Raw genomic sequence first — 12,911 nt, 5'->3', positions numbered from 1 at the left:
TTTCAATGGAGGCTTGTCATGGCTTGGATATGTTTAATATTTGCAGGGATACTTGAAGTTGTTTGGGCTTTTTCGATGAAACAATCTGAAGGTATGACCAAGCTTGGACCAACTATTGTTACCTTGGTAATGGTAATGGCAAGTTTTGCGCTCCTGTCATTTTCTATGAAAAGCCTACCTCTCGGTACTGCCTATACGATATGGACTGGCATTGGGGCTGTTGGAGCGTTTGCAGTAGGTATCATTCTCCTGGGCGAGCCGGCTAGTCTTATGCGTGTGGTTGCAGCTATTTTGATCATCAGTGGGCTTGTGATGATGAAGCTCGCGTCAGCTTAAATTTTTCTTGGCCAGGCTCCATTTAATTTTCAGAGTCGGATCAGTCGTCGAAAGGAGGCGCTCTAACGGGGGGGGGAATTGTGCGGGCTTAACCCTCATGGGCTAGAGCGATGTTCCCGCATCTCTTGGCGCCCTGTCATCAAAACTGAGCTTTCAAAAATCAAGCTTTTCCGTGGCGATAACTATATTGATGAACAGGAGGTTGCTGAGCTCTACAACCAGTTCAAGGCAGGCCTCGGCGACCTAATTAAAAAGCAAATAGAAGAAGTAACTGCATTCAAGAAGAAGATTGATAACTTCCAGAAGACCCTTATTGATGGGCGGCGCAAAGAGCTTGGGGATAGCCTGAAGGAAATTGACGCGAATATCACCCGTCTCGATCGGCTATACAAAGAAAAACTTTCGCTCATCGATCAAAAAGGCGCTTTGAAAAATCTTCGTCAGACTATTGCGACATACCAAAAGAAGGTAGAGGATCACGCCTCTCTTTCCGCTTTTATTAAGAAGCACACAGATTACGAGCGCGAGAAAAAAGAAAAAACTAACGAGAGGGATGGGCTTATCTTTCTGCTCGACAGCTTTGTGTCCAACTCATCCGACATAATAGATTCTCTTGAGCAAACTATACTCGATATACATGAGGTGGTTGCTGGAAACCGTCTCAGTTCCTTCGAAGTAGAAGTCTCGAAGAAAAAAGAAATCGTTAAATTTGAGCTCCGTATTTATGATGATGGTAGCCACAGCAATGAGCGCGAAAAGGTATTCCTATACGATATCGGTCTATTGACGAACACTGAAACGGCAAAACGTCACCCTGGACTATTGGTTCACGACAATATTTTTGATGTTGACTATGACACTCTCATAAAGAGCCTTAACTATATCGGCGATAACGAAAAAACTTTGGCAGGAAAGCAATACATTCTGACGCTAAATAGCGACAAAATATATGATGCAGACATACATTCGCGTCTTCGGTTGAATATGGAGAAGTTGAAGCGCGCTGCCTTTACAAAGACTGCGAAGTTTTTGAAAGCCAGCTATCAAGAGCTCTCCCATTAGGGGATATGCTGTTCGCTAGGGCGTAGTACTTCAGGAGCATCAAGGGCGCAACGCCCTTGAGATCATCGCGCGGTGGATATTTTCCAGCGAGGCCAGGGCATTCTGATGCTCCAGGCTTTCCCGGTCACCGCGTACTGCGACATTGAAGACCTCCCGGTTGCACACGCAGTTCGCTTTCAGATTTTGTGGCCAGTTCAAAGATCGTCATCAGTTTCATTTCAAGTCTCCTACGTCTTCGGCCACCCTTCGCGGCCTTGTGACGCTGTGCCAGCACAGGCGTCGGCCACGCAGCACCCCAACTGGGCCGTAACGTGAGAGAAGGAGTCATTCATGACTTGCTGCTGGAGGAGACGAGCAGTGCTACAGCTCAAACCAAAGGGCGGGAGGTGTGCCGATAGGAAGAAAGAAAAATGAACGCTCTGGTAACGAGATCAGAACCAGGAAAAATATGGGCGAATCTGACGGCTGCTCCGGCAGACCGGGCTCTATGCGCTTAATGCGCACCGGGCCAATGGAAAGCCTTGTCCCGGCCATCCGGTGACGATCCCTTTCGCAAGAACGAAAAGAGGCTCAAGGGGCGCTGCCCCTGGCGCAACGCAAGGGTAAAGCTTCGCCCCGATGAAGGGTGTCCCCGGCCTTCCGCACCCATAAAAAGCATGGGTTTGTGCAGGCCGGGTGATCCCCCTCCCTTCATCGAGCCCTTGCGTTACCTCCCCGGTCTCGCGGACGGGCAGGGGTGCATGTGCGACCTCACGCACAGCACCCGAAGCCCTGAAAGGAGCCAAGACCATGACCACCGAACCCAGAATTTACGTTGCTGATCTGGCCGCCTATAACAGCGGATACCTTCACGGCGTATGGATCGACGCTACATTGGACGCGTCAGATATTCAGGATCAGGTAAACGCGATGCTGGAGCAATCGCCGGTCGGGGACGCGGAGGAGTACGCGATTCACGGCATGACGGTAGGCAGCTACGCGACCATTACCGACCTGATCAAATTCCAGAAGCTGTACGTTCTGCCGCGTGACGATGAGGTTGACGGATACAACGGCGATACCCCACCGGAGCCACGCAAGTACACCGAATTTGAAGAATGACCAGTTGAGGGAAAATTAATCATGGATATCGAGGCTATGACAGCTGCCGTCGCGAAATGGGCCAGCACCCAGCCGCTTATTCGGAAGGCGTATCTCTTCGGCAGCCGGGTTCGCGGCACGCATCAGCCAAACAGCGATCTTGATGTTGCTGTTGAACTGTTCACCTTGCCGGGTGATGAGAGTTTATTGGCTACCTGGATCAGTGAAGCTCAGCAACTCAAAAAATCTATTGCCGGAGTTGTCCCTGTAATCATCGATCTTAATTGGTACGGAGGCGCAGATGAAACGCCATGCGTTCACGCGGGGCTTCAAGATGGAAATATCGTGGCTTTTGATGCTGATAATACCGCTTCGAGCCCCCGGACAAACTGATCACGGAAACTCGCCATGAAAGACAACGAGCAAGACGTATTCGCCCAGGCCGCCGCGCAGATGCACAAGACGTTTCCGCCGCGTGTACAAACCGTCACTCAGGATAAAGCAGAGCTGGAGCGGCTTTACCCCAAGGGCGGTGACGGGAATTCAGTTGAGGGTAATCGACCCATGATTGAACCCCGCTATAGCTTGGATTTCACCCTTGACCAATTGGATGAACTGCAAACCGCGCTCGAAACGGTTTCTGCCAGTGAGGCTGATCCGGAAGCCGAAATATTCGTGCTGTTGGACCAAGTGCGTAAGGCGCGAGTCGACGCGATCAAATTCAAACAACGCAACCAGGAGCGCGCTGCTGACGTGCTTTCCAGGCTTGCCGATGTGCAAATCAAAAACCTGACCTCCGAGCCGAAGTGATCGAGGAAAAGCCGCTGTAATTTCAGCCCGCCCAAGTGCGGGCTTTGGCAGTACCAGGACGTGGTTTGCGTCCACAACACTGAGAGGGTTGCCATGGATATTCGGTGCATTAATGAGGCGGCGGAAGATATTGCCGTAACCATCCGCAAGCTACGTCAGCACGGTTTCAGAATCGTGCGTGACGAACCAGGTTCTGTGAGTGAGCAGCAGCTAAACGACGACGCGGCATCTGTCGGGTGCTCGATGCTTGGGTTGGAGAACACCAGCGACAACAGAGGCAAGCTACCGGTGAACGTGATCGCTAGAGCTATAACGCGCAACCTCACACAACCACAGAACTGATCACGGAAAACGCACAATGAACAACAGTGAAAAGTGGGTGATTCAAATCAAAATGACCATTATCTGCTATACCTGAAAGTGAAACAGCTACTATCCATTTCAATACAGGAAGTATTTTATGAGAGCGATTCTTGGTTTTGCATTCTTAATTAGCGTCGGAGCACATGCTTCACAAACTATTGGACCAACCATTGCTCTTTCATTGCAAAATCCGCAGCTTGCCATCTCCGTCTCTAAGGCGAGCATGCAGCTGTCTACAATGATTACAGAAGCTCATTGTATGAATAAGGCAAGTGATAAATCAGAGCCTGGACTATGTGAGGTTATGTCTATACTAAAAAATACCATCGACTCAAGTGAGATAGAGAAGGTATTGCCGAAAATATATGATGGGGCCGCTGCCTATGAGGTAGAAGGCACTAGTGATCTGGATTTTAAGAGTTATATCAAATCTGTACAGGATGAAAATTCTGAATTATCTGAAAGTGAGATAGTTGAGCAAACAGGTTATGTATTTTCAGTAATAGCTGATTCAGCCACATTCCAACCCGATTGAAATTGAGGCCAGTGAATCGCGCCACTGCGGGCATGGTGGATCGGCGGCTACCGCGACAGCGGCGGCGCATAGGAAAAAGCCTACCGCGCCAATGGGCTTGGTAGCTGCTGCCAGCCAGGGCGACAAGACTCACTAAGACACTACCGCTGGATAGAAAAAAAATGGCAATCATACTTGTAGAGCGGGTAGTCAACACAGCTGGGATTGCTTGGGTGAGAACGCATGCGACGGATACTGAGTTGTTCGCGCTGTGCTCCCGTGAGCTTCACCCAGAAATCAAAGGCATTGAAGAAGGATTGGGGCAGGTTACTTGTCCTGATTGTGTTGAGATTGTTAGGCGCTGCCATGAAGTAGACCAATCCGACCTAGCTCCTGAATATGAAAATGAACTGCTCGCAAAAAAATGGGACAGGTAACAGGAAAAGCCACACCACTGCCCCGTCCTTCGGGCTTCGGCAGAAATGCAGTACCAGGGCGTGGTTTTGCGTCCAGTCTGATCGGGAATCAAGATGCCAAAAGTATTTGATGCAACTGAGGTCATGCTTTGTTGGACGCCGGGAACCGCCAGCGTTGCACTTGTGCCATGGCCGGATAAACAGCGATTGGGTACTCCGTACCAGCGTTCCTCGTTCGCGTGTTATGGCGAGTTTCGGAAAATGACTTTCGAACAGCGCAAGGCTCAAGTCTTTATTGAAGCTATGACGTTGATAATTCGTGATGAGTGCGATCCTGCGGCAGTCCACCGCGCTCTTTGCGGGTTGAAGGAGTATCGGGCCGGTTGCCCGGTCGATATGCCCGATATGGGCGTCAACAGGTAAACCACGACTGTAGTGCCAGCACATGCGGGCCACAACTTTGCGCTGCGCACCACTCAGGGCAGTCGTTGACGTTCGATGGTCATTATCTGCAACAGCATGTGGAGGGCAACTAGATTGCCGCCGACCTGATCGCGCCACGCTTGATGGGTGCTTTTGTAAAGCTCATCGATTTCCTTTATCACCTCGCGATAGCGGACGACCTCAAGGATCAGGCGGTGTATGTCGGGGTCGGCGTGCTGCTTCCAGAGGGTACGCAGTTCCGTTTTCGTGACCGTCTCGAAGGACGGTAATTCGCGGGTCATGATTGCAACCTGTTAGCTGTACATATGAACAGTATGTTGGGAGGCACTCGCTGTGGCTACTGCCGGTAATCGATAAGCGATGCTCATGACCAGGCAGGCACCTTCATCGCAGGATGGCCGATGGAAATGCAGCCGCCAAAAACGGCGACAGGGCTGCGCCGAAGGTGTTATCTATCGACCGAGTAATCAGCTCAGGGGATACCACCGACCATGACTGCGCTCGACCAAAAGCTACGTCTTCCATTCGTCTTCGACGACGGCGGTAGAGCCAAGGCGGGCTTTTAACTTATGGGCGATGTTGAACGTCCATGAGTCGTCCAAAGCCTCTAGCACCGTGGGCTCAACGGTCAAATAGAGGTGCATTTGTTCACAGATTTATGTTCATGAGGAGCCCTCAACTATCTATAGAAGGCTTTTTCCTGGAATTAGTACCGCGCCTGCCTGGCGCAGACTGAGAAGTTACTGGGACTGAGGGCACGCCTCAATCAGAAAATAGCTCGAACATCAGCTGGCGAAGCCAACGATTGGCTGGGTCCTTGTTATAGCGTGCATGCCAGAACAAATTTATTTCGATGTTAGGCAGTACCACCGGCGTCGGTAGAACCGCGAGCCCAAAGGGTTGTTTGCAACTGCTGGCGAATCGTTCAGGCACTGTTGCCATCAAGTCGGTGCGTTGAAGGATGTGGCCGACTGCGACGAAATGGGGAACCTCGAGGCGTATGTTGCGCTCGATGCCGGCCCGCGCCAGAAACGTATCTACTTCGCCGTGACCCGTGTTCGCCGCTACAACGCGAACGTGGTCATAGCTGCAAAAACGCTCAAGCGTTAACGGCTCCCTGGTAGCCGGGTGGTCCTTACGGCATATGCAGACGTAGCGATGGTGAAACAGGCGCTGCTGAAAAAATCCAGCTTGCAGGTGCGGCAGTAATCCAACGGCGAGATCAATCGCACCGTTCTGCAACCCTTCAGCCAAGGTATTGGAGGTGTTGCGTAGTGTACTGATCGAGCAACCCGGAGCGCGTTCAGCCAGAGCGTCCATCAGCCGCGGCATGAAGTAGATTTCACCAATGTCGGTCATCGCCATCGTAAACCTGCGATTGCAGTTGAGCGGGTCAAACGTGTCCTGTCGGCTCAGTGCATCACGTAAGGTCTGAATGGCCAGTGCAACCGGCTCAGCCAACTGCCGGGCATAGGGCGTGGGCTCCATTCCTTGATAAGTGCGAACGAAAAGCTCGTCGTTCAAAGCGACACGCAATCGCTTTAACGCGTTGCTGACAGCGGGCTGGGTCAACTCAAGGCTATCCGCCGCCGTTGATACCCTGCGGTCAATGAGCAGTTGGTTAAACACCAGAAGTAGATTGAGATCCAGCTCACGTAATTCCATAACGCCTCGTGCAGATTGCGCGCTCATAAGGGCTATGAATCTTTGCCCATCGTTGGGTCTGCACCGCTCTGAAATCGCCGCTGCAAGATCCAACCTGGCCAAGCAATTCTCCATGGGTGCGCAATGCCAGCCAGGAAGAAATGCTCTCCGCCTTCAATCATTGGGGAGACGCTGCACGGGTGCTGCTCGAATGCATTCCGGCACCCACCCTTTGGGCTCTGCATGAACTCGATGAGTTGCCAGGCTACGTGCACGGTCGCGTAGGGCTGATCGGCGATGCTGCGCATGCCATGTTGCCGCACCAGGGCGCTGGCGCAGGTCAGGGGTTGGAAGACGCTTGGCTTCTGGCGCGATTGCTGGCCGATCTGCAGGTTCTGGATAGCCAGCCACAAGCGGTGCTCGCGGCTTACGACGCAATCCGTCGTCCCCGTGCCTGCCGTGTGCAGCGCACATCCTGGGAAGCCGGGGAGCTTTATGAACTGCGTGATCCAGCTGTGGCCGATGACGAACAGTTGCTGAGCAAAACCCTCGCCGAGCGTTTCGACTGGCTGTGGAATCACGATATGCAGTCCGACCTTCAAGAGGCTCGCGCCCAGTTGGGTTGGCGAGCGCTCGCCTGACGAATTGAACCGACATGTACGGAGGGAGCCTTCCGCAGCTCTCTTCGTTTGTGAGTACCATAAAGATCTGGTGAATCAAGAACGCGAACTGCCGGCGCGCTGGAGCCCCCAGAACGTCGGCAGACTTTGAGCCAGCAGTGACTTACGCTTTGCTGGATGCTTTTGTCGCCAAGGCGCCGTCACCCAGCAACGCGACGACCAGTGTTGTCGCCGCCAGGTAGACAGGATATTCCCAGCCACCATTAGCGTTGGTGAAGCTCCAGCCATTGCCGAAGTGGACAGTCGCGGCAATGAACAGTTGAACCACCGCCAGAGCGGCCACCCAGCGCGAGTAGACACCCAGTACCAGCATCAAACCGCCGACGACTTCAAAGGCCATGACTGGGTAAGCCAGAAAGCCCGGAAAGCCGATGGATTCAAAAAAGCCTGCAGTGCCTGCCGGGGTGAACACAAGCACTTTGGTCAATCCGTGAGCGATAAACATGATGCCGAGGGCGAGGCGCATAACCAGTGCGGCATACGGAGCGGTGCGTGAGTCGATCATGGTGCGGTTCCTTTGTTTACATGGAGAGTGACAGCGTGTGGGTCATCGTCCTTGAGCAGCACGATGTCGGTCGAAGGCAAAGGCAAACCCACTGCTGCCGAGAAATTACTGCGGCCCATGACGTTCAGGCACAGGATGGCCGAGGTCTCGGAGAGGCCGTAGCCTTCGAGGATTTCCTGGCCGGTGATGGTCTTCCACTGCGTCGAGGTAGCCGGCAGCACCGCGGCGCCACCGCCAATGGCCAGGCGCAGGCGCGAGAAATCCACCTCGCCGATGCGCGGATGGCGCACCAGCGCGCCGTACAGGGTATTGACCCCCGTCAGCAGCGTCGGCCGGGCCTTGATCAGCGTGTCGACCAGATCATCACTGTTGCGCGCATCGGCGATCAGCCAATTCTCGGCCCCGGCCGAAAAGCAGATTGATCGTCAGCGCGAACACGTGGAACAGCGGCAGCGCCGTGACCACGACGTTGTCACCGACCGTGTCGAACATGTCAGGGAGAAACGCGCGCGCCTGCAGGATGTTGGCGATCAGGTTGCGGTGCGACAGGGCGGCACCTTTTGAGGGGCCGGTGGTGCCGCCGGTGTATTGCAGGAAGAGCAAGTCATCGCCCGTCAGCTCGACCGGTGTAAACGCCAGCGTGCCGCCCTCGCGCAAGGCATCGACGAAGCGAGTCAACGGCAGGTCAGGCAATGCCTGGATGTCGATCTCGTGCACGGCCGCCGGCTCGCCCAGGGTGTCGCCGGGCTGAACCGCGATGACTGTTCTGATCGATGTGCGTCCAGTATCGCTGCCAGTGTCGGCAGGGCACTGGCGACGATGAGGAGGGTCTCGACCCCGGCGTCGTTGCCCCGAATCAGGGGACCTTACCTGCCCTACAACTCGAATTGCCCGAAGACTTGCTGCAGATGTTTGTTGTTTTTCAAGCGGGACTCGAGATGCTCGCTGTTTCGCTCGACCACTCCAGAGACCATGAGATTGAATAGACAGGCTAACGGAGAAAGTGAATCCCAGAACTGACCTACATCCATTTTGACCTGCAGTAGATCGACAGTGTAGTCACGTGCCCAAGTGCAGTGGTAGTCAGTGATTAAAGCCATTGGAATACCTAGTTCCTTGGCCTGTTCGCAATATTTTCGGGTAGTCGACGAGTAAGCTCGCGTATCAGCGAACAAAACGTAAGGACGGTCGAAACCTGAATTCAGAGATTCAGCAAAAGTCCCAGAGAGTCCATCGACAAAAAAAACCTTGGGTCGGATAAACTCCAGGTGACTTGAGAGTACGGTGGCAATGCCACGCGTTAATTGCAAACCGACAATGAAAACGACTTCGGCTTCGGCCAGATGTTCAACGATGGTGGCGAACACAGGGGTACGGGCCAATGCATAGACGTGCTTGATGGCTTCAAGCTCACTGGCTAAAGAGCGATCCAGTCCGTCGCCATGATCGTTGTGATGGCGGAATGCACCGAGTCGGTCGGTCATCAGCCAGGTCGACCCTCCGCGTAGGCTGGCTTTAACATCTTCGAAGTTGCGATATCCAAGTGAGCGCAGAAAGCGTCCAACTGTCACACCCGTGGTCCCGGCCTGCTGAGCTATGCTGTCCGCCGTGGCGAAGGGTAGATGCTCCGGATTGGCCAGCAGATAATTAGCTATGCGTTTTCCAGTTGGTGTCAGTGTGGTGAAGCGTTCTTCCAATTGGGCCAATAGCCCGGTTGTATGTTTGCTCAAAATAAGTCGTCCTGCACTGTTTGAATGCCAATCCAATCGATGATGTTATCAAGCTAACATCATCGATTTAGAGCTACAACACGATGAAAGCGTGTGTTCAAGATTTTGAGTACACGCCTCCAGTCGCCGAGCTCAAGGTTCAGAATTGGCCAAGCCAGATGATGACCTTGTTCTGCAGTACGATGCGCTGGTCACTAAAGGAGTGATCAGCGCGTTGAGTGGCTCAGGAAAACGATGGCTGCCAACCCGATTCGCGCAGGGCGGACAGCAGTCGATCATGGGGTAATGCGATGGCGCAGCTGCCATTGCCTTCGACGTCGGTTGCGGCCAGCATCGCGTTGATGATTGCCTCTTCCACCGCATCAGCTGCCGCCGTGAACAGGTTGGAGATATGGTCATTGTTAACCATATCTACTGTCGTGGTGGGTTTACCGATATGGCCATAACGCACCACTGGCAAAGTACTGTTACCTACGGAGAACGCAATGAAAATATCTCCGCTCGAATCCTCGGTTCCACCGCCTACTCGAGCCAGGCCAATGCTTGCGCGTTGAGCGAGGCGGGTACATTGATGCGGCAATAATGGTGCGTCAGTAGCGATGGTGACGACAATTGATCCCATACCGGCGTCGCCTGCATTGGCGCCTTGGTCGAACGGCGAATGCAGGTCTTCAAGATGCTTGTTCACCGGATAACCGGCGATACGCAGTGACGGTCTTTTGCCATAGTTAGCCTGTACCAACGCGCCGACAGTCCAGCCACCCTGTTCAACGTCAAGCACTCTGGATGCACTGCCTATACCACCCTTGAATTCGTGACAAATCATCCCTGTGCCACCACCTATCGATCCTTCCTGTACTGGCCCGGAACTTGCCGCTGACTGGGCAAGTTTCAAATGTTCTGCGGTCACATGCTGACCCCAGATGTCATTGAGCAAGCCGTCGAAAGTTTCCAACACGACGGGCATGCACCAGTATCTGTCCTGTGCGGCGTATCCTCGCTCGGCTGCTACTAGTGCATCGCGTACCACGCCAACACTGTGGGTATTTGTATAAGCAATAGGCGTGGTCAATAATCCAGCTTCGCGCACCCATTCCAGTCCAGTTGCGTCACCGTTACCATTAAGTACATGACACCCGGCGAAGCATGGCTCAAACCGTGCGTTCCCGGACCTCGGTTCAATGACGGTGACACCGGTACGAACGTCTTTCCCTGCGACTTCCGCAGTGAGCGTGTGGTGACCGACACGGACACCGATGACGTCGGTTATCGCGTTCAGTTGACCGGGTTTCAGATTTCCAATACGGATGCCTAGATCTCTTGCGCGCATGATATTCCTCGGGTTAGATAATGGACTTAATAATTGGGTCAGCGGCGTTCTCATGCCCGCATGTCTGTAAATGGCAACGTACCTGGCGATCATCACTGGCCGCTAAAATTTGCGGGTGCTCACATCCCTCGGTGCGGTCCGGGCAGCGGTCGTAAAAGAAACAACCCTGGGGCAATCGACGATTGCCGGGCAGGTCGGTTGCTTCCGCACTGGTGCCTGCATCCATGGCTCCTCCCAATCGGGGGATGGCATCCAGTAACAATCTTGTGTAGGGGTGTCGTGGATGTGCGAGAACTTGGGATGTGTCGCCCAATTCGACGATTTGGCCCAGATACATCACCGCTACCCGATCGCTCATATGACGAACGACTGAAACGTTGTGCGAGATCAGCACGTAGGTCAGTTGCCGGTTACGTTGCAGCTCGCCGAGAAGATTGAGGATTTGCGCCTGTACGGAGATATCGAGTGCGGATGTCGGCTCATCCAGTACGATAACGTCGGGATCACTGACCAAAGCTCGCGCAATCGCGATTCGTTGGCGCTGGCCACCGGAAAACTGGTGTGGGTAACGGTCGAGGTATTCGGGGCGAATACCGACTTGCAACGCAACAGCTCGGGCCTTACGAAGCATTTCTTCGCGCGGCGCGGGGCGCTGTACATACAGAGGCTCGGTGATAATTCGCCATACCGGCAAACGCGGATCGAGCGACGCTTGAGGGTCCTGGAAAACAATCTGGACGTTACTACGCTGGTCTTCCCGGGTTCGCCATTGCAACTTGCCTTGAGTTGGGTGTTGCAGGCCCATCAGTAATTGCGCCAAGGTACTTTTCCCGCACCCGGATTCACCAACGATGCCGAGCGTTTCGCCTGCGCGTAATTCGAGGTCGAGACCGTTGAGCGCATGTACGGTGGCTGTGGGTCGTCCCAGCCAATTATGGTCAACAGGGAAATGAACTCGCACATCGTTGAGTTTCAGTACGATCTCGTCAGCGGTTGCGGGCTGGTTCATGCCATGATCTCCAGAGTGTCTACCCAGCAAGCAGTACTGCGCTTTTCACCCGCGACCTGTACCTGTAGAGATGGACGTTCTGCGCATACAGTGCTGGCATACCCGCAGCGTTCCCGGAAGCTACAGCCCACTATCGGGTTCGAAAGGTTGGGAACCTGGCCAGGAATTGTGTGCAGAGGTGTTTTCGGCTGGGCCTGGTCAGGCAAGGCACGCAATAGCGCGGCGGTGTAAGGATGTCGTGGAGCCGCCATGAGCTCGGCGGTAGGCCCTTGTTCGACTACGGCGCCGGCGTACATCACATATACCCTGTCGCAGAATTGCGATACCACCGCCATATCATGGGTGATCAGCAAGATTGCCGTACCGCGCTGACGAGCTTTTTCTCGCAATAGCAGTAGTACTTGGCGCTGTACGGTCACGTCGAGTGCGGTGGTGGGTTCGTCCGCAATCAATAGTTTGGGGTCGCAGGAGAATGCCAGCGCAATCATGATGCGCTGGCGCATGCCACCCGATAGCTCGAAGGGATAACGCTGCATTACTTGCTCGGCATCGGCAATGTGCATATCGCGCAATAGGGCCAGTGCCTTGGCTTTGGCTGTCGTGGTGTCAGTCGATTGATGGTGACGGATCACGTCGAGCATCTGCTTGCCAATGCGCCGCGTTGGATTCAGAGCGGTCATTGGCTCTTGAAAAATCATGGCCACATCGCGACCGCGAATTTTCAGCAGCTCCTGTTCGTTGGCGACTAGCATGTCCCTGCCAAGCATCGTCAAACTGCCGGATCGGACTCGATAGCTGCCAGGAACCAATAAGCGCATGCTGAGCATGGCAGTAACCGACTTACCTGAGCCGGATTCACCAACCACACCGACGATCTCGCCGGGATTTACATGAAGGCTGACGCCGTTAAGGGCCTTAACATTGCCTTTATAGGCCGGGAATTCGATACTCAGATCGTCGATGCTTAATACAGTTTGGTCGCTCATGA

15 protein-coding genes and 2 pseudogenes are annotated in these 12,911 nt (G+C 53.8%); 9 read left to right on the top strand and 8 right to left on the bottom strand.

Annotated elements, in window-relative coordinates:
- Window positions 1–18: 18 nt before the first annotated feature.
- The 8 genes from AC1D1M_RS00365 to AC1D1M_RS00330 all read left to right on the top strand — a co-directional run bounded on the left by AC1D1M_RS00365 (window position 19) and on the right by AC1D1M_RS00330 (window position 5,004).
- Entirely contained in the window at window positions 19–336 is a 318-nt protein-coding gene (locus AC1D1M_RS00365; RefSeq protein WP_477762135.1) for a DMT family transporter, read from the top strand.
- A 78-nt stretch (window positions 337–414) separates the two neighbouring features.
- Complete coding sequence (locus AC1D1M_RS00360; RefSeq protein WP_477762134.1) at window positions 415–1,398, top strand: DUF2326 domain-containing protein; 984 nt, start codon at window positions 415–417, stop codon at window positions 1,396–1,398.
- 789 nt (window positions 1,399–2,187) lie between these two features.
- Complete coding sequence (locus tag AC1D1M_RS00355) at window positions 2,188–2,499, top strand: antirestriction protein ArdA (protein WP_477762133.1); 312 nt, start codon at window positions 2,188–2,190, stop codon at window positions 2,497–2,499.
- Between the two features lie 21 nt (window positions 2,500–2,520).
- Entirely contained in the window at window positions 2,521–2,871 is a 351-nt protein-coding gene (locus AC1D1M_RS00350) for a nucleotidyltransferase domain-containing protein (protein ID WP_477762132.1), read from the top strand.
- 15 nt (window positions 2,872–2,886) lie between these two features.
- Window positions 2,887–3,288, top strand: a complete 402-nt coding sequence (locus AC1D1M_RS00345) for a hypothetical protein (RefSeq protein ID WP_477762131.1) — start codon at window positions 2,887–2,889, stop codon at window positions 3,286–3,288.
- A gap of 460 nt (window positions 3,289–3,748) precedes the next feature.
- Window positions 3,749–4,186, top strand: a complete 438-nt coding sequence (locus AC1D1M_RS00340) for a hypothetical protein (protein WP_477762130.1) — start codon at window positions 3,749–3,751, stop codon at window positions 4,184–4,186.
- Between the two features lie 161 nt (window positions 4,187–4,347).
- Window positions 4,348–4,602, top strand: a complete 255-nt coding sequence (locus tag AC1D1M_RS00335) for a hypothetical protein (protein ID WP_477762129.1) — start codon at window positions 4,348–4,350, stop codon at window positions 4,600–4,602.
- A 93-nt stretch (window positions 4,603–4,695) separates the two neighbouring features.
- Window positions 4,696–5,004 (top strand): hypothetical protein, encoded by a 309-nt coding sequence (locus AC1D1M_RS00330; protein ID WP_477762128.1) that lies wholly within the window; start codon window positions 4,696–4,698, stop codon window positions 5,002–5,004.
- A gap of 53 nt (window positions 5,005–5,057) precedes the next feature.
- On the opposite strand, the gene AC1D1M_RS00325 is transcribed toward AC1D1M_RS00330, so the two are convergent.
- The gene (locus AC1D1M_RS00325; RefSeq protein ID WP_477762127.1) at window positions 5,058–5,306 is read right to left on the bottom strand and encodes a hypothetical protein; all 249 of its coding nucleotides are present in this window, start codon (window positions 5,304–5,306) and stop codon (window positions 5,058–5,060) included.
- Between the two features lie 481 nt (window positions 5,307–5,787).
- A complete protein-coding gene (locus AC1D1M_RS00320) occupies window positions 5,788–6,690 on the bottom strand; it encodes a LysR family transcriptional regulator (protein WP_477762126.1) in 903 nt (300 codons plus the stop codon).
- A gap of 86 nt (window positions 6,691–6,776) precedes the next feature.
- Between AC1D1M_RS00320 and AC1D1M_RS00315 the strand changes: the two are divergent.
- A pseudogene (locus AC1D1M_RS00315) lies at window positions 6,777–7,310 on the top strand (FAD-dependent monooxygenase); the annotation flags it as partial.
- A gap of 142 nt (window positions 7,311–7,452) precedes the next feature.
- On the opposite strand, the gene AC1D1M_RS00310 reads toward AC1D1M_RS00315, so the two are convergent.
- The 6 genes and pseudogenes from AC1D1M_RS00310 to AC1D1M_RS00285 all read right to left on the bottom strand — a co-directional run bounded on the left by AC1D1M_RS00310 (window position 7,453) and on the right by AC1D1M_RS00285 (window position 12,909).
- Complete coding sequence (locus tag AC1D1M_RS00310) at window positions 7,453–7,854, bottom strand: DoxX family protein (RefSeq protein WP_477762125.1); 402 nt, start codon at window positions 7,852–7,854, stop codon at window positions 7,453–7,455.
- Window positions 7,851–8,571, bottom strand: a pseudogene (locus tag AC1D1M_RS00305) (AMP-binding protein). Before AC1D1M_RS00305 ends, AC1D1M_RS00310 begins: the two are co-directional and overlap by 4 nt.
- Before the next feature lie 158 nt (window positions 8,572–8,729).
- Window positions 8,730–9,584 carry a MurR/RpiR family transcriptional regulator gene (locus AC1D1M_RS00300; protein WP_477762124.1) on the bottom strand — a complete coding sequence of 285 codons (855 nt, stop codon included), beginning with the start codon at window positions 9,582–9,584 and terminating at the stop codon, window positions 8,730–8,732.
- 223 nt (window positions 9,585–9,807) lie between these two features.
- The gene (locus AC1D1M_RS00295) at window positions 9,808–10,914 is read right to left on the bottom strand and encodes a DmpA family aminopeptidase (RefSeq protein WP_477762123.1); all 1,107 of its coding nucleotides are present in this window, start codon (window positions 10,912–10,914) and stop codon (window positions 9,808–9,810) included.
- Window positions 10,915–10,927: 13 nt separating this feature from the next.
- Window positions 10,928–11,923 (bottom strand): oligopeptide/dipeptide ABC transporter ATP-binding protein, encoded by a 996-nt coding sequence (locus AC1D1M_RS00290; RefSeq protein WP_477762122.1) that lies wholly within the window; start codon window positions 11,921–11,923, stop codon window positions 10,928–10,930.
- Complete coding sequence (locus tag AC1D1M_RS00285; RefSeq protein ID WP_477762121.1) at window positions 11,920–12,909, bottom strand: ABC transporter ATP-binding protein; 990 nt, start codon at window positions 12,907–12,909, stop codon at window positions 11,920–11,922. The genes AC1D1M_RS00290 and AC1D1M_RS00285 overlap by 4 nt, the downstream gene beginning before the upstream one ends.
- Window positions 12,910–12,911 lie beyond the last annotated feature (2 nt).

The organism is Pseudomonas sp. P1_F7, assembly GCF_056405655.1.
Note: the sequence above shows the minus strand (reverse complement) of the source record. Positions and strands in the feature narration are given on the sequence as shown.